9 protein-coding genes, 5 tRNA genes and 6 rRNA genes are annotated in these 21,752 nt (G+C 49.3%); 8 read left to right on the forward strand and 12 right to left on the reverse strand.

Translation table 11 applies throughout. The annotated features are described in order from the left end of the window. Positions 1 to 48 precede the first annotated feature (48 nt). From L9P36_RS11940 to L9P36_RS11995, 12 genes are all read right to left on the reverse strand, one after another. Positions 49 to 2,939, reverse strand: a 23S ribosomal RNA gene (locus tag L9P36_RS11940). A 239-nt stretch (positions 2,940 to 3,178) separates the two neighbouring features. Continuing rightward, positions 3,179 to 3,254: transfer RNA gene (locus L9P36_RS11945), tRNA-Ala, on the reverse strand. 52 nt (positions 3,255 to 3,306) lie between these two features. Continuing rightward, positions 3,307 to 4,859: ribosomal RNA gene (locus L9P36_RS11950) — 16S ribosomal RNA — on the reverse strand. Positions 4,860 to 5,147: 288 nt separating this feature from the next. Beyond that, positions 5,148 to 5,263 (reverse strand): 5S ribosomal RNA (gene rrf / locus L9P36_RS11955). Between the two features lie 8 nt (positions 5,264 to 5,271). After that, positions 5,272 to 5,347, reverse strand: a tRNA-Thr gene (locus L9P36_RS11960). A 44-nt stretch (positions 5,348 to 5,391) separates the two neighbouring features. After that, positions 5,392 to 5,507 (reverse strand): 5S ribosomal RNA (gene rrf, locus L9P36_RS11965). A 95-nt stretch (positions 5,508 to 5,602) separates the two neighbouring features. Next, positions 5,603 to 8,493: ribosomal RNA gene (locus L9P36_RS11970) — 23S ribosomal RNA — on the reverse strand. A gap of 294 nt (positions 8,494 to 8,787) precedes the next feature. Continuing rightward, positions 8,788 to 8,863, reverse strand: a tRNA-Val gene (locus L9P36_RS11975). A gap of 30 nt (positions 8,864 to 8,893) precedes the next feature. Beyond that, positions 8,894 to 8,969 (reverse strand) — tRNA-Lys (locus L9P36_RS11980). Positions 8,970 to 8,973: 4 nt separating this feature from the next. Next, positions 8,974 to 9,049 (reverse strand) — tRNA-Glu (locus L9P36_RS11985). A gap of 85 nt (positions 9,050 to 9,134) precedes the next feature. Then, positions 9,135 to 10,687, reverse strand: a 16S ribosomal RNA gene (locus L9P36_RS11990). Together the 16S, 23S and 5S rRNA genes with 5 tRNA genes alongside form the textbook arrangement of a ribosomal RNA operon. Before the next feature lie 599 nt (positions 10,688 to 11,286). Beyond that, a complete protein-coding gene (locus L9P36_RS11995) occupies positions 11,287 to 12,243 on the reverse strand; it encodes a glycosyltransferase (RefSeq protein ID WP_354004726.1) in 957 nt (318 codons plus the stop codon). 75 nt (positions 12,244 to 12,318) lie between these two features. Between L9P36_RS11995 and L9P36_RS12000 the strand changes: the two genes are divergently transcribed. The 8 genes from L9P36_RS12000 (at position 12,319) to L9P36_RS12035 (ending at position 21,670) form a co-directional block, all read left to right on the forward strand. Further along, on the forward strand, positions 12,319 to 13,686 hold the full coding sequence (locus L9P36_RS12000; protein WP_237467208.1) for a lipopolysaccharide biosynthesis protein: 1,368 nt from the start codon (positions 12,319 to 12,321) through the stop codon (positions 13,684 to 13,686). Beyond that, positions 13,686 to 15,113, forward strand: coding sequence for an O-antigen ligase family protein (locus L9P36_RS12005; RefSeq protein WP_237467210.1), 1,428 nt, complete (start codon positions 13,686 to 13,688; stop codon positions 15,111 to 15,113). Before L9P36_RS12000 ends, L9P36_RS12005 begins: the two co-directional genes overlap by 1 nt. After that, complete coding sequence (locus L9P36_RS12010) at positions 15,034 to 15,774, forward strand: acyltransferase (protein WP_237467212.1); 741 nt, start codon at positions 15,034 to 15,036, stop codon at positions 15,772 to 15,774. Before L9P36_RS12005 ends, L9P36_RS12010 begins: the two co-directional genes overlap by 80 nt. Further along, positions 15,774 to 16,901: a glycosyltransferase gene (locus L9P36_RS12015; RefSeq protein ID WP_237467222.1), complete on the forward strand. Its 1,128-nt coding sequence runs from the start codon at positions 15,774 to 15,776 to the stop codon at positions 16,899 to 16,901. The genes L9P36_RS12010 and L9P36_RS12015 overlap by 1 nt, the downstream gene beginning before the upstream one ends. A 75-nt stretch (positions 16,902 to 16,976) precedes the next feature. Next, the gene (locus L9P36_RS12020; RefSeq protein ID WP_237467227.1) at positions 16,977 to 17,339 is read left to right on the forward strand and encodes a hypothetical protein; all 363 of its coding nucleotides are present in this window, start codon (positions 16,977 to 16,979) and stop codon (positions 17,337 to 17,339) included. 1 nt (position 17,340) lies between these two features. Beyond that, a complete protein-coding gene (locus L9P36_RS12025) occupies positions 17,341 to 18,789 on the forward strand; it encodes a Wzz/FepE/Etk N-terminal domain-containing protein (RefSeq protein ID WP_237467230.1) in 1,449 nt (482 codons plus the stop codon). Beyond that, complete coding sequence (locus L9P36_RS12030; RefSeq protein ID WP_237467231.1) at positions 18,786 to 19,862, forward strand: glycosyltransferase; 1,077 nt, start codon at positions 18,786 to 18,788, stop codon at positions 19,860 to 19,862. The genes L9P36_RS12025 and L9P36_RS12030 overlap by 4 nt, the downstream gene beginning before the upstream one ends. Further along, the gene (locus tag L9P36_RS12035) at positions 19,859 to 21,670 is read left to right on the forward strand and encodes a sugar transferase (RefSeq protein ID WP_237467233.1); all 1,812 of its coding nucleotides are present in this window, start codon (positions 19,859 to 19,861) and stop codon (positions 21,668 to 21,670) included. The genes L9P36_RS12030 and L9P36_RS12035 overlap by 4 nt, the downstream gene beginning before the upstream one ends. Positions 21,671 to 21,752 lie beyond the last annotated feature (82 nt).

Below are 21,752 nucleotides of genomic sequence, written 5' to 3' on the forward strand. Positions count from 1 at the left end.
TTCTCAACACAATCAAGCTTGTGTACGTAAAACCCTCTTGGGTGTTGTATGGTTAAGCCTCACGGGCGATTAGTACAGGTTAGCTCAACGTCTCACAACGCTTACACACCCTGCCTATCAACGTTCTAGTCTCGAACAACCCTTTAGGAGACTTAAAGTCTCAGGGAAGACTCATCTTGAGGCTCGCTTCCCGCTTAGATGCTTTCAGCGGTTATCGATTCCGAACTTAGCTACCGGGCAATGCCACTGGCGTGACAACCCGAACACCAGAGGTTCGTCCACTCCGGTCCTCTCGTACTAGGAGCAGCCCCTCTCAATCTTCCAACGCCCACGGCAGATAGGGACCGAACTGTCTCACGACGTTCTAAACCCAGCTCGCGTACCACTTTAAATGGCGAACAGCCATACCCTTGGGACCGACTTCAGCCCCAGGATGTGATGAGCCGACATCGAGGTGCCAAACACCGCCGTCGATATGAACTCTTGGGCGGTATCAGCCTGTTATCCCCGGAGTACCTTTTATCCGTTGAGCGATGGCCCTTCCATTCAGAACCACCGGATCACTATGACCTGCTTTCGCACCTGCTCGAACCGTCATTCTCGCAGTCAAGCGGGCTTATGCCATTACACTAACCTCACGATGTCCGACCGTGATTAGCCCACCTTCGTGCTCCTCCGTTACTCTTTGGGAGGAGACCGCCCCAGTCAAACTACCCACCAGGCACTGTCCTCACCCCAGATAATGGGGCCAAGTTAGAACATCAAACATACAAGGGTGGTATTTCAAGGTCGGCTCCACAGAAACTAGCGTCTCTGCTTCAAAGCCTCCCACCTATCCTACACATGTAGGCTCAATGTTCAGTGCCAAGCTGTAGTAAAGGTTCACGGGGTCTTTCCGTCTAGCCGCGGGTACACTGCATCTTCACAGCGATTTCAATTTCACTGAGTCTCGGGTGGAGACAGCGTGGCCATCATTACGCCATTCGTGCAGGTCGGAACTTACCCGACAAGGAATTTCGCTACCTTAGGACCGTTATAGTTACGGCCGCCGTTTACCGGGGCTTCGATCAAGAGCTTCGAGTTACCTCTAACCCCATCAATTAACCTTCCGGCACCGGGCAGGCGTCACACCGTATACGTCTTCTTTCGAATTTGCACAGTGCTGTGTTTTTAATAAACAGTTGCAGCCACCTGGTATCTGCGACTCTCAGCAGCTCCATCCGCAAGGGACTTCACCATCAAGAGCGTACCTTCTCCCGAAGTTACGGTACCATTTTGCCTAGTTCCTTCACCCGAGTTCTCTCAAGCGCCTTGGTATTCTCTACCCGACCACCTGTGTCGGTTTGGGGTACGGTTCCTGATAACCTGAAGCTTAGAGGCTTTTCCTGGAAGCATGGCATCAATGACTTCACCACCGTAGTGGCTTCGACATCAGGTCTCAGTCTTAAGTGTCCGGATTTGCCTAAACACTCAACCTACACCCTTGAACCAGGACAACCGTCGCCTGGCCCACCTAGCCTTCTCCGTCCCCCCATCGCAGTTATCAGCAGTACGGGAATATTAACCCGTTTCCCATCGACTACGCTTTTCAGCCTCGCCTTAGGGGCCGACTCACCCTGCCCCGATTAACGTTGGACAGGAACCCTTGGTCTTCCGGCGAGGGAGTTTTTCACTCCCTTTGTCGTTACTCATGTCAGCATTCGCACTTCTGATACCTCCAGCAAACTTCTCAGTTCACCTTCAACAGCTTACAGAACGCTCCCCTACCCAATATACTAAAGTACATTGCCGCAGCTTCGGTGTATTGCTTAGCCCCGTTACATCTTCCGCGCAGGCCGACTCGACCAGTGAGCTATTACGCTTTCTTTAAATGATGGCTGCTTCTAAGCCAACATCCTGGCTGTCTGAGCCTTCCCACATCGTTTCCCACTTAGCAATACTTTGGGACCTTAGCTGGCGGTCTGGGTTGTTTCCCTCTCCACGACGGACGTTAGCACCCGCCGTGTGTCTCCCGGATAGTACTTACTGGTATTCGGAGTTTGCAAAGGGTTGGTAAGTCGGGATGACCCCCTAGCCTTAACAGTGCTCTACCCCCAGTAGTATTCGTCCGAGGCGCTACCTAAATAGCTTTCGGGGAGAACCAGCTATCTCCGAGTTTGATTGGCCTTTCACCCCTAGCCACAAGTCATCCGCTAATTTTTCAACATTAGTCGGTTCGGTCCTCCAGTTGATGTTACTCAACCTTCAACCTGCCCATGGCTAGATCACTCGGTTTCGGGTCTATATCCAGAGACTAAACGCGCAGTTAACACTCGCTTTCGCTACGGCTCCCCTAATCGGTTAACCTCGCCACTGAATATAAGTCGCTGACCCATTATACAAAAGGTACGCAGTCACACCACGAAGGTGCTCCCACTGCTTGTACGTATACGGTTTCAGGTTCTATTTCACTCCCCTCACAGGGGTTCTTTTCGCCTTTCCCTCACGGTACTGGTTCACTATCGGTCAATCAGGAGTATTTAGCCTTGGAGGATGGTCCCCCCATATTCAGACAGGATACCACGTGTCCCGTCCTACTCGATTTCATCTAAAGTGCACTTTCAGCTACGGGGCTATCACCCTGTATCGCCGTCCTTTCCAGGAACGTTCGCTTAGCACACTAAAAACTTAAGGGCTGGTCCGATTTCGCTCGCCGCTACTTTCGGAATCTCGGTTGATTTCTTTTCCTCGGGGTACTTAGATGTTTCAGTTCTCCCGGTTCGCCTCTTACAGCTATGTATTCACTGCAAGATACTTGCTTATGCAAGTGGGTTTCCCCATTCGGAAATCCATGAGTAGTAATGACTCTTACCGTCTCCTCATGGCTTATCGCAGGTTAGTACGTCCTTCATCGCCTCTGATTGCCAAGGCATCCACCGTATACGCTTAGTCACTTAACCATACAACCCGAAGAGGGCTATATGAACAGTCACCAAGATTTCTAGTTTTCGCCGTACTCAAGACACTTGATTGTGTTTTTGAGAACTCGTTTATTCATATGGGTATATGAATAAACATTTTTAGTTATTCATTGAACTTACATTCAAATGAATTTACTAGTCAGCTTTCCAAATTTTTAAAGAGCATGTGTTTCTTTCGAAACCATTTTTAAAAGCACTTAAGCAAATGCGTTTAAAGATGGTGGAGCTATGCGGGATCGAACCGCAGACCTCTTGAATGCAAATCAAGCGCTCTCCCAGCTGAGCTATAGCCCCTTAAACTTATAACCAAATCAATCTGTGTGGACACTTGTCAGTAGTCTTTAGGTAAGGAGGTGATCCAGCCCCAGGTTCCCCTAGGGCTACCTTGTTACGACTTCACCCCAGTCATGAACCACAAAGTGGTGAGCGTCCTCCCGAAGGTTAAACTACCCACTTCTTTTGCAGCCCACTCCCATGGTGTGACGGGCGGTGTGTACAAGGCCCGGGAACGTATTCACCGTGGCATTCTGATCCACGATTACTAGCGATTCCGACTTCATGGAGTCGAGTTGCAGACTCCAATCCGGACTACGACGTACTTTTTGGGATTCGCTTACCATCGCTGGTTCGCCGCCCTCTGTATACGCCATTGTAGCACGTGTGTAGCCCTACTCGTAAGGGCCATGATGACTTGACGTCGTCCCCACCTTCCTCCGGTTTATCACCGGCAGTCTCCCTGGAGTTCCCACCATTACGTGCTGGCAAACAAGGATAAGGGTTGCGCTCGTTGCGGGACTTAACCCAACATTTCACAACACGAGCTGACGACAGCCATGCAGCACCTGTCTCATAGTTCCCGAAGGCACCAAAGCATCTCTGCTAAGTTCTATGGATGTCAAGAGTAGGTAAGGTTCTTCGCGTTGCATCGAATTAAACCACATGCTCCACCGCTTGTGCGGGCCCCCGTCAATTCATTTGAGTTTTAATCTTGCGACCGTACTCCCCAGGCGGTCTACTTAACGCGTTAGCTCCGAAAGCCACTCCTCAAGGGAACAACCTCCAAGTAGACATCGTTTACGGCGTGGACTACCAGGGTATCTAATCCTGTTTGCTACCCACGCTTTCGCATCTGAGCGTCAGTCTTTGTCCAGGGGGCCGCCTTCGCCACCGGTATTCCTTCAGATCTCTACGCATTTCACCGCTACACCTGAAATTCTACCCCCCTCTACAAGACTCTAGATGACCAGTTCCAAATGCTATTCCCAGGTTAAGCCCGGGGCTTTCACATCTGGCTTAATCATCCGCCTGCATGCGCTTTACGCCCAGTAATTCCGATTAACGCTCGCACCCTCCGTATTACCGCGGCTGCTGGCACGGAGTTAGCCGGTGCTTCTTCTGCAGCTAACGTCAAATGATAAGAGTATTAATCTTACCACCTTCCTCACTGCTGAAAGTGCTTTACAACCCGAAGGCCTTCTTCACACACGCGGCATGGCTGCATCAGGCTTGCGCCCATTGTGCAATATTCCCCACTGCTGCCTCCCGTAGGAGTCTGGACCGTGTCTCAGTTCCAGTGTGGCTGATCATCCTCTCAGACCAGCTAGGGATCGTCGCCTTGGTGAGCCTTTACCCCACCAACTAGCTAATCCCACCTAGGCGTATCCAGTAGCACAAGGCCCGAAGGTCCCCTGCTTTGCTCCAAAGAGATTATGCGGTATTAGCCATCGTTTCCAATGGTTATCCCCCTCTACTGGGCAACTTCCTAGGCATTACTCACCCGTCCGCCGCTCGCCGCCCATAAACGCACCCGAAGGATTGTTTATGTCGCTGCCGCTCGACTTGCATGTGTTAGGCCTGCCGCCAGCGTTCAATCTGAGCCATGATCAAACTCTTCAATTAAAAGTTTTTTGGTCTTTCGACCGACTCAATGAATACTGATTACATTACTATCGTAATGTGAATTGACTGTGCCAAATCTTTCGATTTGTTTGGTCACTCAGCTCATTGATTTAAATCTTTCGACTATCAATAACGAGTGCCCACACAGATTGATTGGTTACATTGTTAAAGAGCGTTGACTCAGCAGCTTCGCTGCTTTGTCAGGGAGGCGTATCTTACGCTTTCCTAACTTGAAGTCAAGATAATATTCTTAAAATTAAAAATATTATTTTCACTTCAAGAGTGAAAGTTTGATGGTGACCTACTCTCACATGGGGAAGCCCCACACTACCATCGGCGCAGCTGCGTTTCACTTCTGAGTTCGGCATGGAATCAGGTGGGACCACAGCGCTATGGACATCAAACAAATTCGTGGTGCTGATACCCAGATTTGAACTGGGGACCTCACCCTTACCAAGGGTGCGCTCTACCAACTGAGCTATATCAGCACTAATTCTTTATCTCTCGACTCAGTCGCTAGATTAAATTTGAAGCCTGGCGGTGACCTACTCTCACATGGGGAAGCCCCACACTACCATCGGCGCAGCTGCGTTTCACTTCTGAGTTCGGCATGGAATCAGGTGGGTCCACAGCGCTATGGCCGCCAAGCAAATTTGTTAAATCTGGAAAGCTTTATTCGACTAGTTCTTGCTTCGTTCTCAACACAATCAAGCTTGTGTACGTAAAACCCTCTTGGGTGTTGTATGGTTAAGCCTCACGGGCGATTAGTACAGGTTAGCTCAACGTCTCACAACGCTTACACACCCTGCCTATCAACGTTCTAGTCTCGAACAACCCTTTAGGAGACTTAAAGTCTCAGGGAAGACTCATCTTGAGGCTCGCTTCCCGCTTAGATGCTTTCAGCGGTTATCGATTCCGAACTTAGCTACCGGGCAATGCCACTGGCGTGACAACCCGAACACCAGAGGTTCGTCCACTCCGGTCCTCTCGTACTAGGAGCAGCCCCTCTCAATCTTCCAACGCCCACGGCAGATAGGGACCGAACTGTCTCACGACGTTCTAAACCCAGCTCGCGTACCACTTTAAATGGCGAACAGCCATACCCTTGGGACCGACTTCAGCCCCAGGATGTGATGAGCCGACATCGAGGTGCCAAACACCGCCGTCGATATGAACTCTTGGGCGGTATCAGCCTGTTATCCCCGGAGTACCTTTTATCCGTTGAGCGATGGCCCTTCCATTCAGAACCACCGGATCACTATGACCTGCTTTCGCACCTGCTCGAACCGTCATTCTCGCAGTCAAGCGGGCTTATGCCATTACACTAACCTCACGATGTCCGACCGTGATTAGCCCACCTTCGTGCTCCTCCGTTACTCTTTGGGAGGAGACCGCCCCAGTCAAACTACCCACCAGGCACTGTCCTCACCCCAGATAATGGGGCCAAGTTAGAACATCAAACATACAAGGGTGGTATTTCAAGGTCGGCTCCACAGAAACTAGCGTCTCTGCTTCAAAGCCTCCCACCTATCCTACACATGTAGGCTCAATGTTCAGTGCCAAGCTGTAGTAAAGGTTCACGGGGTCTTTCCGTCTAGCCGCGGGTACACTGCATCTTCACAGCGATTTCAATTTCACTGAGTCTCGGGTGGAGACAGCGTGGCCATCATTACGCCATTCGTGCAGGTCGGAACTTACCCGACAAGGAATTTCGCTACCTTAGGACCGTTATAGTTACGGCCGCCGTTTACCGGGGCTTCGATCAAGAGCTTCGAGTTACCTCTAACCCCATCAATTAACCTTCCGGCACCGGGCAGGCGTCACACCGTATACGTCTTCTTTCGAATTTGCACAGTGCTGTGTTTTTAATAAACAGTTGCAGCCACCTGGTATCTGCGACTCTCAGCAGCTCCATCCGCAAGGGACTTCACCATCAAGAGCGTACCTTCTCCCGAAGTTACGGTACCATTTTGCCTAGTTCCTTCACCCGAGTTCTCTCAAGCGCCTTGGTATTCTCTACCCGACCACCTGTGTCGGTTTGGGGTACGGTTCCTGATAACCTGAAGCTTAGAGGCTTTTCCTGGAAGCATGGCATCAATGACTTCACCACCGTAGTGGCTTCGACATCAGGTCTCAGTCTTAAGTGTCCGGATTTGCCTAAACACTCAACCTACACCCTTGAACCAGGACAACCGTCGCCTGGCCCACCTAGCCTTCTCCGTCCCCCCATCGCAGTTATCAGCAGTACGGGAATATTAACCCGTTTCCCATCGACTACGCTTTTCAGCCTCGCCTTAGGGGCCGACTCACCCTGCCCCGATTAACGTTGGACAGGAACCCTTGGTCTTCCGGCGAGGGAGTTTTTCACTCCCTTTGTCGTTACTCATGTCAGCATTCGCACTTCTGATACCTCCAGCAAACTTCTCAGTTCACCTTCAACAGCTTACAGAACGCTCCCCTACCCAATATACTAAAGTACATTGCCGCAGCTTCGGTGTATTGCTTAGCCCCGTTACATCTTCCGCGCAGGCCGACTCGACCAGTGAGCTATTACGCTTTCTTTAAATGATGGCTGCTTCTAAGCCAACATCCTGGCTGTCTGAGCCTTCCCACATCGTTTCCCACTTAGCAATACTTTGGGACCTTAGCTGGCGGTCTGGGTTGTTTCCCTCTCCACGACGGACGTTAGCACCCGCCGTGTGTCTCCCGGATAGTACTTACTGGTATTCGGAGTTTGCAAAGGGTTGGTAAGTCGGGATGACCCCCTAGCCTTAACAGTGCTCTACCCCCAGTAGTATTCGTCCGAGGCGCTACCTAAATAGCTTTCGGGGAGAACCAGCTATCTCCGAGTTTGATTGGCCTTTCACCCCTAGCCACAAGTCATCCGCTAATTTTTCAACATTAGTCGGTTCGGTCCTCCAGTTGATGTTACTCAACCTTCAACCTGCCCATGGCTAGATCACTCGGTTTCGGGTCTATATCCAGAGACTAAACGCGCAGTTAACACTCGCTTTCGCTACGGCTCCCCTAATCGGTTAACCTCGCCACTGAATATAAGTCGCTGACCCATTATACAAAAGGTACGCAGTCACACCACGAAGGTGCTCCCACTGCTTGTACGTATACGGTTTCAGGTTCTATTTCACTCCCCTCACAGGGGTTCTTTTCGCCTTTCCCTCACGGTACTGGTTCACTATCGGTCAATCAGGAGTATTTAGCCTTGGAGGATGGTCCCCCCATATTCAGACAGGATACCACGTGTCCCGTCCTACTCGATTTCATCTAAAGTGCACTTTCAGCTACGGGGCTATCACCCTGTATCGCCGTCCTTTCCAGGAACGTTCGCTTAGCACACTAAAAACTTAAGGGCTGGTCCGATTTCGCTCGCCGCTACTTTCGGAATCTCGGTTGATTTCTTTTCCTCGGGGTACTTAGATGTTTCAGTTCTCCCGGTTCGCCTCTTACAGCTATGTATTCACTGCAAGATACTTGCTTATGCAAGTGGGTTTCCCCATTCGGAAATCCATGAGTAGTAATGACTCTTACCGTCTCCTCATGGCTTATCGCAGGTTAGTACGTCCTTCATCGCCTCTGATTGCCAAGGCATCCACCGTATACGCTTAGTCACTTAACCATACAACCCGAAGAGGGCTATATGAACAGTCACCAAGATTTCTAGTTTTCGCCGTACTCAAGACACTTGATTGTGTTTTTGAGAACTCGTTTATTCATATGGGTATATGAATAAACATTTTTAGTTATTCATTGAACTTACATTCAAATGAATTTACTAGTCAGCTTTCCAAATTTTTAAAGAGCAATGTGTTTTTCTCTTACGAGATAAGCACTTTCTAATATCTCTCGGCGTCGAAAATTCCGACTCAACAATTAAATCGCTGAATCTTCATCGCTGAAAACCATTAGAGAGTGGTGGGCGATACCGGGCTCGAACCAGTGACCCCCTCCTTGTAAGGGAGGTGCTCTCCCAACTGAGCTAATCGCCCACTGTAGTCCATCTAGCTAAGAAGAGTAGATGGTGGGTCGTGCAGGATTCGAACCTGCGACCAATTGATTAAAAGTCAACTGCTCTACCAACTGAGCTAACGACCCATAGTGGCGTCCCGTAGGGGAGTCGAACCCCTGTTACCGCCGTGAAAGGGCGGTGTCCTAGGCCTCTAGACGAACGGGACACTTGGGATGTTTTGTTTACACAAAACGTCTCTTTATCTTTATAACCAAATCAATCTGTGTGGACACTTGTCAGTAGTCTTTAGGTAAGGAGGTGATCCAGCCCCAGGTTCCCCTAGGGCTACCTTGTTACGACTTCACCCCAGTCATGAACCACAAAGTGGTGAGCGTCCTCCCGAAGGTTAAACTACCCACTTCTTTTGCAGCCCACTCCCATGGTGTGACGGGCGGTGTGTACAAGGCCCGGGAACGTATTCACCGTGGCATTCTGATCCACGATTACTAGCGATTCCGACTTCATGGAGTCGAGTTGCAGACTCCAATCCGGACTACGACGTACTTTTTGGGATTCGCTTACCATCGCTGGTTCGCCGCCCTCTGTATACGCCATTGTAGCACGTGTGTAGCCCTACTCGTAAGGGCCATGATGACTTGACGTCGTCCCCACCTTCCTCCGGTTTATCACCGGCAGTCTCCCTGGAGTTCCCACCATTACGTGCTGGCAAACAAGGATAAGGGTTGCGCTCGTTGCGGGACTTAACCCAACATTTCACAACACGAGCTGACGACAGCCATGCAGCACCTGTCTCATAGTTCCCGAAGGCACCAAAGCATCTCTGCTAAGTTCTATGGATGTCAAGAGTAGGTAAGGTTCTTCGCGTTGCATCGAATTAAACCACATGCTCCACCGCTTGTGCGGGCCCCCGTCAATTCATTTGAGTTTTAATCTTGCGACCGTACTCCCCAGGCGGTCTACTTAACGCGTTAGCTCCGAAAGCCACTCCTCAAGGGAACAACCTCCAAGTAGACATCGTTTACGGCGTGGACTACCAGGGTATCTAATCCTGTTTGCTACCCACGCTTTCGCATCTGAGCGTCAGTCTTTGTCCAGGGGGCCGCCTTCGCCACCGGTATTCCTTCAGATCTCTACGCATTTCACCGCTACACCTGAAATTCTACCCCCCTCTACAAGACTCTAGATGATCAGTTCCAAATGCTATTCCCAGGTTAAGCCCGGGGCTTTCACATCTGGCTTAATCATCCGCCTGCATGCGCTTTACGCCCAGTAATTCCGATTAACGCTCGCACCCTCCGTATTACCGCGGCTGCTGGCACGGAGTTAGCCGGTGCTTCTTCTGCAGCTAACGTCAAATGATAAGAGTATTAATCTTACCACCTTCCTCACTGCTGAAAGTGCTTTACAACCCGAAGGCCTTCTTCACACACGCGGCATGGCTGCATCAGGCTTGCGCCCATTGTGCAATATTCCCCACTGCTGCCTCCCGTAGGAGTCTGGACCGTGTCTCAGTTCCAGTGTGGCTGATCATCCTCTCAGACCAGCTAGGGATCGTCGCCTTGGTGAGCCTTTACCCCACCAACTAGCTAATCCCACCTAGGCGTATCCAGTAGCACAAGGCCCGAAGGTCCCCTGCTTTGCTCCAAAGAGATTATGCGGTATTAGCCATCGTTTCCAATGGTTATCCCCCTCTACTGGGCAACTTCCTAGGCATTACTCACCCGTCCGCCGCTCGCCGCCCATAAACGCACCCGAAGGATTGTTTATGTCGCTGCCGCTCGACTTGCATGTGTTAGGCCTGCCGCCAGCGTTCAATCTGAGCCATGATCAAACTCTTCAATTAAAAGTTTTTTTGGTCTTTCGACCGACTCAATGAATACTGATTACATTACTATCGTAATGTGAATTGACTGTGCCAAATCTTTCGATTTGTTTGGTCACTCAGCTCATTGATTTAAATCTTTCGACTATCAATAACGAGTGCCCACACAGATTGATTGGTTACATTGTTAAAGAGCGTTGACTCAGCAGCTTCGCTGCTTTGTCAGGGAGGCGTATCTTACGCTTTCCTAACTTGAAGTCAAGAAGAAATTTTCAATTTATTTTCGAGTCATTCTCGAAATTAAAAACGTCTTATTGACTTCGCTTTTTAGTGATTCGCATCACCCTTAAGCGAGGCGGCCATTCTACTGAGAAGAAAGTCAGTGTCAAACACTTTTTTGAATTTTCTTTTTCAGCTTCAAGCCTTACTGGCTCTGGCTTCGTGCTTTGTTTGCGTCCGCCGTGTCAGTGGGGTCGCATTATAGGGCGACGATTTTCTTTGGCAACCCTTTTTGTGAAAAAAATCACTTTTTTTCGTTGTTCGCTCAGATTGTGAGCAAATCGCTTCAGAAAGGCACATTTTGCTAACCATTTGGTTACCAAAACGAGGTGCTTTGATGGTTATTTATTCAATATGGGCAGGGCATCTTTAAGCATACGTTTTAGCATTCTCGTCTGCGGCCAGTGCAACCATGCCACCAGCTCATAAAGAATAGCAGTAAATATCGCCTTTGCTTCACGTCTTTGTTCAGCGCGACCTTCATACCAGCGCTGATACGCCCGAAGCCGATTGAACATCGTTAAGGGTTGCGCTTTGCCATGGCGAGTCAGTATCACTGATATTGCATCGATACGTTTTTGTCTTGCTCGCGTAATAGAACCTGGGCGTTCAACCCAATAGTGCATACCGACAAATGGCATCACTTGAATTGTTCCTTGCATCGCAACCTTTAACCATAAATCCCAATCAGATGCTGAGCTCAGCTCGGTATCAAATCCACCCACATTTTCTAAAGATTGCTTTGCGACAAGAACGCAGGAGGTCCCCACAAAGTTCTCTTGATACAGCGCCGCAAATAGCTGGAATTCATGTACCCCCATGCCAGCTGCGTGTCGTTTTTTCCAGAGACGACCAAAGTAAGGCCAAACGACAGGCGTAAAACATCGGCCCAGATTTTCCCCTTCATTACTCATATGGCGAAAATCCGTAATATTCATGACCGCCGAGGGAGATTGCTCTAACTGAGCATATTGCCTTGCGAGCTTATGCCCTAGCCAGTAATCATCAGCATCTAAAAATGCGATCCATTTTCCTTTTGCATTGCGAATTGCATAATTGCGCGCACCTCCGGCGCCTAATCTGTTTGTTTCTAGTAAACGAACATCGCTTTGCTGGCGTAACCATTGGCGAGAACCATCAGTTGAACCATCATCAACAATCATAATTTCTCGCACCGCGCCTTGCCGACGAATGCTGTGCAACGCGCGCGGCAACCAAGCTAAACAATTATAAGTGGGCATAATCACACTAATGTCCATGACATCCGCGTTCTGTCCTTGTCCATGCTGTTGATTCATCTGGCACCAAATTTGCTGTTTCAATGCAATAAGCCTAGTTGAATTCACCCCTATCGCATGGAGACGCCAAATCGAATGATTCGAACAATCTTGACCTATGGCGTTGGACTGGCACTTTGCAAGCTCATCGCTCTCATCTTACAACCTTGGACCACGCGTTGGTTGGGCGCAGAAGCTTATGGTCGTTATGATGTACTACTCACCTTTATTGCCTTAGGCTCTTGGTTACTCACGCTAGGTCTCATTGAAGCCATCTACCGTTTTGTGCATCGCCAATGCTATCAGCCACAGCAAGTACTCTCCGTGGCCATACAGCTCACCTTTGTATTCGGGGGCACTCTTGTTGTTTTAGGCTGTCTTTTTGCGCATTGGATTTGCGCCCAGCTGCCCACACAGCCTGAGCCATGGCATTTACAAATATTACTCATCACACTTTTTCTGAACAGCTTGGCCGCAATCCCCCTAACGGCCATGCGACTGGCCGATGCAGCAGGCGCATTTATTCGTGCGCAGCTACTCATTGCGATCACACAAGCCAGTCTGATTGTTTGGCTTACGCCGCAATATGGCATCAGTGGATTAGTGATGGCTGGCCTTGCGGCGCAGAGTATTCAATTGATCGCACTGATCCGTTGGATGCCAAGGATTCAATGCGGGCCCTATGGTGCTATGCTGCGATACGGCGGTCTGATTACACTTTCTGGTATTTTAGGATTTGTCTATTTAGGCGCCGAGCGCTGGGTCATCGCAGAAACGCTTGGGCCAACAACACTCGCGCCCTATGCCATCGCGATGCAATGGACCATTGCTGCGACGCTGCTACTCGAGCCTTTTTCAATGTGGTGGCTACCCAAACGATTTGAAAATGCAGAGCAAGCCTTACAGCAACATCGCTTAGCGCAATTCAATTTTTTCGGTGCCCAGCTTGGGATCTGGCTGGCGGCGAGCTTAATCCTTTTTGCCCCGTTTATTTTTAGCAAGCTCTTTGCTGCAGATTTTCATGCGAGCCAAAGCTACATTGGGATTTTACCTTGGTTCTTGGCGCTACGTTATGCCACTGTCATGGTGAACACAGGCACACTGTATGAATTAAGCGGCCGTAGTAACTTCTTGATTGCCATTGCCACCGCACTATGTGCCATTCCCGTTCTTTTTTATCTGATCCCTCACTACCAAATGCAGGGGGTGATCTTTGGTGGTATTGCCCTTCAGCTATTTCGTTTTGTGCTGACATTTCTACGCAGCCAACAGCTGCTACATCTCCCCTATCAGTACAAACAATGGCTGTACTTCTTTGCCCTGCTTTTTGCCATCACACTTTGTGTTTATCTAGAACAACCTTGGCTTGCCAGCGCAATCTGGGGATTACTCACAGCGCACATTCTAATGTCATGTGCAGGCATTAGCTTGCAAAGTAAGCTGGCTCGGATTCAGGCCTCCTGATGACTCTCTCACCGAGCCACCAGCAACTCACCGCCAGTCTCTTTTGTCTGAGTTTGGCGCTGCTCTGGCTCCATTTCGGTCCCATCGCCGCCCTATGTTTACTTGCGGTTATTGGCAGCCTCTTATTACCCTACTTCGCGCGCTTCGCCTTTTTTGCTTGCTGTTTGTTTGTGGTGTTTTCCTATTTTCGGATTCACGAAGCCATTCCCGTTCTCTATCCATTTCGTATTCCACAAATGCTAGCGCTGGCAAGCTTGGCATTACTGGTGATGCAAATTTGGTTTAATCGAAGTCTATTTTATTGGCACCCGCTTCATTCTGTGGTGCTGCTATTTGTGGCTTGGGTCGGCGTGAGTGTTTTATTTGCAACCAACACATCACTGGCCATGGCTTACTTCAATGGCCAATACATAAAGATGATATTGATGATGTTTGCAATCTCGTGGCTTACCCAATCGCTCAATGCCGTTTATCGTTTGGGTTGGTTACTGATCATGGCTGGATGTTTGATTGCGATGATTGCGCTATATAACAGCTACCATGGCATTGGCCTAGTGGAAGGTACCCGCGTGACCATTAGTCGCAATCTAGGGTCGATCATTGGCGATCCCAATGATTTAGCCTTGGTGCTGCTCTTTCCTCTCTCCTTTGCTGTCGCTTATCTGCAGCACAGTGACTGGCGGCGTTATCTCTCTTTTACCGCAATAACATTATTAATACTCGCCATTCTCGCTACTCAAAGTCGCGGCGGCTTAATTGGTATTGCTGGCATTTTATTTGTCATGCTATCGCTGCATTGTCGAAACAAAATGATTCCCATCTTAATCAGCATCGCCGGTTTATGTTTACTTGTGGCTTTTGCGGGTATTAGTGATCGCGCCTCAGGCGGCGCCGCGGAAACGGGCGTCGATGAATCAGCCATGGGACGACTCTATGCGTGGAGCGCGGCATGGCGAATGGCACTCTCACACCCCTTTACTGGCGTGGGTATTGATAATTTTTATGTGAACTACTATTTCTACTCCAATCACTGGGACGGCAAAAACCACGCCGTACACAGTACCTGGTTTGAAATTTTGGCAGAAACAGGATTTGTCGGTTTTGCGCTCTTTGCCCTTTTGATCATCATGGCTTTGAAACGCATTCGCCATTTACTATTACGCTTTACCCAACCCCAAACACAGCATCTATTGAATGCGCTGTATCTTGGCTTTATTAGCTTTTGCATCAGTGGTTCTTTTCTAACCCAAGGCTTCACCTGGCCGCTCTATATTCTGCTAGCTTTATTAATAGCAACCGAACGGCATTTACAACGGTCTGATTTCACCTTAAAGGATCAAGGTCAGCATGAAAGCATGGTTCAAAAAACATCTCAGTCCAGCGCAATGGCAGCGAGTCAAAACTGTCACCGCGCCCATTCGCCATAGTGCTTTCCCCACTGTACCTATCCTCCACCCACTGCTCTATCGCATCCATCAAGGCATTGTCGGGGTGTGGCAACTACTCATCCAGCGCATCTATTTCACGCCCCTATTTCTGAGCCAAGTCAGCAACCGCCCCAAAAGACTTTACCTCTATTCAGGTATGCCGCAGATCCTTGGCCAACTACAAATCACCCTGGGTAATGACTGTCGAATCTCAGGTATCAGTACCCTCGCAGGACATATTGGTGCGCACCCACCCGCACAGCTCACCATTGGCCACAATGTGGATATCGGCTGGCAAAATCATTTGGCGATTGGTCATGCGATTATTCTGGAAGATAACGTTCGATTGGCAGGCCGAGTATCTTTAGTTGGCTTTCCCGGTCACCCGCTAGACCCGACTGCTCGCGCCGCAGGCGAAGGTGAAACAGCGAATCAAATTAGCACCATTCATATTGGTAAAGATGCATGGATCTGCAGCGGCGCAACCATTGTCGGTCATGTCACCATTGGCGAAGGCAGTATTGTGGCCACTGAAAGCGTAGTCACCAAAGATGTTCCGCCCTTTACTTTGGTCGGAGGAAATCCAGCCAAAGTGCTGCGTCAACTGTCGAACCCGCATTCAGCGCTGAGCGATACAAAAGATGAAAAGGAAACTGCGTGATGAAACCGCAGTGGATCGTCTTTGCTGAAGACTGGGGGCGTCATCCATCCAGCTCACAGCACATCATGCAGCAGATGATGCGGCATCACAGCGTGCATTGGATTAACTCCATAGGCCTTCGTCGTCCCTCATTTGCTTGGCGTGATTGCAAACGTATTTGGGAAAAGCTCAAACAGCCGAAACGACACGAACAACACAGCGCTTTGCCACAACCCACACAGATTTATGCCCCAAAAGTCTGGCCGCTGGCACAGTGGTCGTGGTTGAAAACTTGGAATAATCACCAGCTCAAAGCGCTCGCACAACTACCCAAGCACTATCCTCGTATTGTCTGGGCGGCCTTACCAAGCGCGGTGGATTATCTTGATCCGCTGGATGCCGACTTAGTGATCTACTACTGCGGCGATGATTTCTCAGCATTAGCGGGGGTGGATCATGCCCGTGTCGCAGCCAAAGAACGCGCTCTGGTTGAAAAGGCCGATCTCATTTTGGCGGCAAGCCCAGCCTTAGCGCAGCGATTTCCAGCCACAAAAACGCAAATCCTGACGCACGGCGTCGATCTTGATAGTTTTGCTCCCAATCCTGCCATTCATATTGAACCCAATGTGATCGGATTTTATGGCAGCCTCAATCAATGGCTGGATCAACACTTACTTTGTCAGCTCGCTGAGCAGTTTCCGCAGTACCAATTTGAATTGGTTGGTCGTATTGACTGCACCATCCATCAGCTTCGCGCCCATCGTAATATTCATTTATATCCCGCGCAGCCACACGAGCAATTACCCGACCTACTTGCACGCTGGCAAATTGCGATACTGCCTTTTAAAGACAACCGACAAATTCAAGCCTGTAATCCGCTTAAACTGCGCGAGTATTTGGCATCGGGCACCGCCGTCATTAGTAGTGATTTTGCTGCCGCTCGAGATTTCACTCCTTGGGTTCATATTGCAAATACACCCACCGATTGGTTTCAGTGCATTACTCAGCACTTTCATCATCAACAGCAGCAACCCTCACGATATAAATCGCTGTCCACTCAATTACAGCAACGACTACAACAGGAAAGCTGGCACAACAAAGGTCAGCTCGTCATGGAACATATCTGCAAGCAATTGAAAAAGCATTAGATCATTGTCCACCTAATCAGGCATCGATGAGGAGAGCGGCTACACTCAATAAAAGGAATGTGAGGGATGTGTATGATGATCAAGCAATACACAAGATGGCCATGGGGTCGATGCTACTTGGGATTGATGGTGTTCAGCCTACTCATGGGCTGTGCAGGATTGTATCAAGCAAAAATGACCCTGCATTATCAGGCGCAGCAGATTGCCCTCACCCCGCAACAAAAGCAGCAACTCAGCACCTACTTTGAGCAGCATAATCAATATCGCCTATTACTGACCATTGGCCCCAGCACCGATGAATCAGCCTTTGACTCTCTTTGGCGCAGCCAGCAACGACTGAAACAGATCCACCAGCTCGCCATGCCCTATCGCATTCAGTTTGATCAGATCTTTGATCCCAATTTATCGATCAATACCGTGATCATCGAGACCTTGTGATATGCGTTATCGCCTCTTTCACCTTCTTTACCCCCTGCTTTTAGCGTTATGGAAACAACGCTATTTAGTGGTGGTACCGATGATCCTATTACCGATCCTCGCATTGCTTATTCACAGTAGCATGGAGAAGAAATACTACTCGCACACCACCATTTTGGTTCAGGAAAGTGCGCTGATTAATCCCTTTCTAGAAGATATTTCCATCTCCTATAACCTCAAAGAGCGAATCGAGGCACTGCGCGTACTTCTTCATAGCCGTAGCGTCTTAAGTGACGTCATTGATGAACTTGAACTAGTTGATGCTGCCAATCGTGCGCAATATGACGCCATGCTCAATCGGCTCTCTCAAAATTTAACTTTAGAGCTAGCGGGCAGCGATCTAATTCGCCTTAGCCTCACTTGGCACGAACCTGTACAGATGCCACATATTTTAGAGCAAGCTTCCGCACAATTTCTTTATCGCCTTCAAGCACCAGGACGCGCCTCATTAGATAGCTCAGAAAATTTTCTCAAAGATCAGCTAGAACGTCGGCAACAAGACTTGGTGCTGGCGGAAACACAGTTGGCACGCTTTAAAACCAGCAACGCTAACATTTTGCCACTACTTGAACAGGGATTAGGATTTAGTGAGCAACAGATTCGCAAGCAAATGCGTGAAACCGAACTGAAATTGGTTCATGCACAAAGTGAATACGACAGCCTAAGCAAACAGCTTACACAAAGCTCACCTGTGGTCAGCATGCTTGAAGAGGAAGTCGTCAAAGCTGAGGCTGAACTTGCCATTTTACGCGCCAGTTATACGGACCAGCACTCTTCAGTACAAGCGGTACTGCGCCGCTTATCTCAGCTAAAAATCGAGCGCGATAAATTGCTCAACCAGCGCCAGCAGCTGAATCAACAAAATATTGCCCAGCTGTGGCAGCTCGCCACTAGCCTATCGCAAAGCGATAACGAACGCCCCGCGCTGCTGCAAAGCCAACTCGAACAGTTACAGCAAGCAGAAGTAAAACTCTCTGGCTTAAAACAAGAGCGCGCATTGCTGGCTCAAAAAGGCAAAGAGCTCGCCCAGCAAGTGGTTGAGCTAGCCGAGCTAGAAAAGCAGCTGGCGGTATTGCAGCGAAACTATGATGTGCAATCTCGGCTTTATGACCAACTACTTGAACGCTATGAAATGGCGCGTGTTACCGGCCAGCTCGGACGCTTTGAAGAACCTGAAAAACTAAAAGTGATCGACCGCCCCTATCAACCACAAACGCCGCAACAACTTTCTTTATTCATTGTGTTAGCACTGAGCTGCATTGGCGGTTTAGGTGTTGGACTCATGCTGGCAACCGTCGCCGAAATTTTCGATAGCCGCGTTTACCACAATGAGCAAATTACCCACTTGGCACCGCTACCTATTTTGGCGCGCATTCCCAAACTCAAGGATCAAACCGAGGAGCCCATATGACACGTGTTTTGATGCTGGTTCAGCACCTAAGACCCGGCGGTATTGAGCGAATGACCCTAGATCTCGCACAAGCGCTCAATGAACAAAACCAAAGCCAAGTGCATATAGCCGCCTTGGAAGATAGCCAAGCGCAAGCCTTTGGCTATTGGCCTGCATTGGCAAGCTATCGTTTCCCGCTCCACTTTCTCAATAAGCAAGATGGTCTTGATTGGCGCTGCATCTATCAGCTTCGCCATCTGATGAAAGATCAGAAAATTGATGTACTGCATAGCCACCATATTGGCCCCCTGCTTTATGGTCGCTTGGCCAGCTTAGGCCTCTCACTCAAACATATTCATACCGAGCATGACAGCTGGCATTTTGACTCACGCAAGGCGCGCTGGCTCACGCGATTGGCCTTACTCGGTCGGCCACAACTGATTGCTGATGCCGATAGTGTCAGTCATGCCTTGCAACACATCGACCTCACACCAGAAAAAGTGATCACCAATGGGGTGAATTGCCAGCGTTTTCAGCCCAAAGAGCAACGACAAGCGCGCCATCATCTTCGCTTGCCTCGTCATGCATTTATTTTTGGCTGCGCTGGGCGCTTCGTTCCCGAAAAAGGCCTCGATCGCGCCTTAAATATGCTCGCTCAATTACCGAAACATGCACACTTAGCCATTGCTGGTGATGGACCACAACGCAAATTTCTTCAAGCCCATTGTGAAGCCATTAATATTCGCGATCGCGTACATTTCCTCGGTCAAATTGAGGATATGCCGCTGTTTTATCAAAGTCTCGATTGCTTTTGCTTACCCTCACGCAAAGAGGGACTCCCCTTTGCCATTTTAGAAGCACAAGCCTGTGGGATTCCGGTTTTAGCCAATAACGTTGGCGCAGTCGCCAGCTTACTTGCACCCGGCAGTCATTTAGTCGATGCGGATATTTTGAAATCCTTAGTGGCTGGTGCAACCACGATGATGAATGCAGCGCACGACCCCAAGCAACTTCATCAATTTATTCGTCGGCATGCTGATTTTGAGACCATGTGTCGCCACTACCTTGATTGCTATCAAGGAGCGCAAACATGATGGGGCTAAACATTCTACTGGGGCTACTCTTGATTCTTGTGTGTTATCACCATTTGATTTACCTGCCTTGGATGATCCATCAAGGGCGAAAGCTTCGTCTCTCTGAAGAGGCGCTCTATCAGCCAGCCTGCGACAATCAAAATCCTGATAGCTTTCCCTATATCAGCGTGATCATTCCTGCCTATAACGAAGCGGCGCTCATTGAGCAAAAACTCGCAAATCTACTGATTCAAGATTATCCCGCCAATCGATGGCAAATTTTGATTGGCTGTGATGGTTGCCTCGATGAAACGCCAGTACTCGCGCAACAATGGAAACCGAAATTTGAACAGGCCAACATTCATTTCGAGGTTCATGTTTGGCGTGATAACGAAGGAAAATCAGCGCGGCTAAATCAGCTACTCGCCATGGCGCAGCAAAAGAGTGACCTTCTGGTGAGCTCAGATGTTTCCGCGCTGTTATCTCAAGATGCGCTTCGCCAAGGCGCGCAAATGATGAGTAATATTGAGATTGGCGCCATTACCAGCCATTACCTACTCGCCGATGGCACCGAAGGCGAACAAAGTTACTGGCAGATGCAAAACCATATTCGTCATGCCGAATCAGAGCTGGGTTCAGTGATGGGCTGTACCGGCGCGTTTTTAATGATCCGCAGTCCGCTTTTTATTCCGCTTCCCAGCGACACCATTAATGATGACTTTATGCTTCCCATGCAGGTACTCAAACAGGGGTATCAAATTGTATTAAGTCCCAATATTAATGCTGTCGAAATCAACCCCAATACACCACAGCAGGAACTTACCCGTCGCCAACGCATCAGCGCAGGGAACTTGCAGCAACTGATTCGTTGTAATTTTCTACTCAATCCCAAAAACAGCAAACTGGCTTGGCTATTTTGGTCAGGCAAAGGCCTTCGAACCCTGATGCCATTTATTCTCTGTTTGATCGTGTTGATTGCCACCATACAGGCCATCGCAGGACAACTTTTCGCTCAGGCGTTGCTAACCATGGGGGCATCGGTATTTCTGTATGCTTGTCTTCCTCTCGCTCACATCAAGGCCCCCAAAGCAAAAGCGATTCATTACTTTGTATTTGGCTATCTGTACGCGCTCATCGGAATGATGCGCTTTTTGCTGGGACAGTTTCGCCACGGCTGGCGCCCCCCGCAAGAATTGAGCCAGTATCAATCGCGGGCGACGCTGATTTGTAAGCGCAGCGCTGATATTGGTATTGCGCTTCTGACGCTCTGTCTTAGCGCACCGATTTGGTGCCTTGTCGCACTTCTAGTCAAGGCCAGCTCAACGGGGCCCATTTTTTATCGGCAATTACGCGTGGGTGAAATCAGCCAGAGCCAAGCCAAACTGTTTTACATAATCAAATTTCGCTCGATGTACCAAGACGCAGAAGCGCAAAGTGGCGCCGTTTGGGCACAGAAAAACGATCCTCGCATTACCCCAGTGGGACGTTTTTTGCGAAAGACGCGCCTCGATGAACTACCTCAGTGCCTCAATGTGTTACGCGGCGAGATGTCTATCGTCGGTCCACGCCCTGAGCGCCCTGAGTTTTGTCGTAAATTGCAAAATGCATTGCCTTTTTATATTGAACGCACCGCAGGACTCAAACCTGGGATCACCGGACTGGCTCAAGTCAATCATGGCTATGACCAAGATTTAGATGATGTTCGACAAAAATTGAATTGGGACCATGCCTATGGCGCGGCGCTCAGCTCGCCTTGGAACTGGCTAAAAATGGATTTAGGCATTTTGTGTAAAACCATAGCCATTGTGATCTTAGGACGTGGCCAATAACGGCAGCGGATGAGAGTTGGCACGCCAATTGATTGCTAATCCATACAATCAGTCACAATCAACAGCCAGCTTTTCAATTTAG

It is taken from the genome of Vibrio stylophorae (assembly GCF_921293875.1).
Classification (GTDB): Bacteria; Pseudomonadota; Gammaproteobacteria; order Enterobacterales; family Vibrionaceae; genus Vibrio_A; species Vibrio_A stylophorae.

Coding starts and splice junctions, on each gene's coding strand:
- L9P36_RS11995 (WP_354004726.1), bottom strand. CDS start 12,243: ATGAATCAACAGCATGGACAAGGACAGAACGCGGATGTCATGGACATT.
- L9P36_RS12000 (WP_237467208.1), top strand. CDS start 12,319: ATGATTCGAACAATCTTGACCTATGGCGTTGGACTGGCACTTTGCAAG.
- L9P36_RS12005 (WP_237467210.1), top strand. CDS start 13,686: ATGACTCTCTCACCGAGCCACCAGCAACTCACCGCCAGTCTCTTTTGT.
- L9P36_RS12010 (WP_237467212.1), top strand. CDS start 15,034: ATGAAAGCATGGTTCAAAAAACATCTCAGTCCAGCGCAATGGCAGCGA.
- L9P36_RS12015 (WP_237467222.1), top strand. CDS start 15,774: ATGAAACCGCAGTGGATCGTCTTTGCTGAAGACTGGGGGCGTCATCCA.
- L9P36_RS12020 (WP_237467227.1), top strand. CDS start 16,977: ATGATCAAGCAATACACAAGATGGCCATGGGGTCGATGCTACTTGGGA.
- L9P36_RS12025 (WP_237467230.1), top strand. CDS start 17,341: ATGCGTTATCGCCTCTTTCACCTTCTTTACCCCCTGCTTTTAGCGTTA.
- L9P36_RS12030 (WP_237467231.1), top strand. CDS start 18,786: ATGACACGTGTTTTGATGCTGGTTCAGCACCTAAGACCCGGCGGTATT.
- L9P36_RS12035 (WP_237467233.1), top strand. CDS start 19,859: ATGATGGGGCTAAACATTCTACTGGGGCTACTCTTGATTCTTGTGTGT.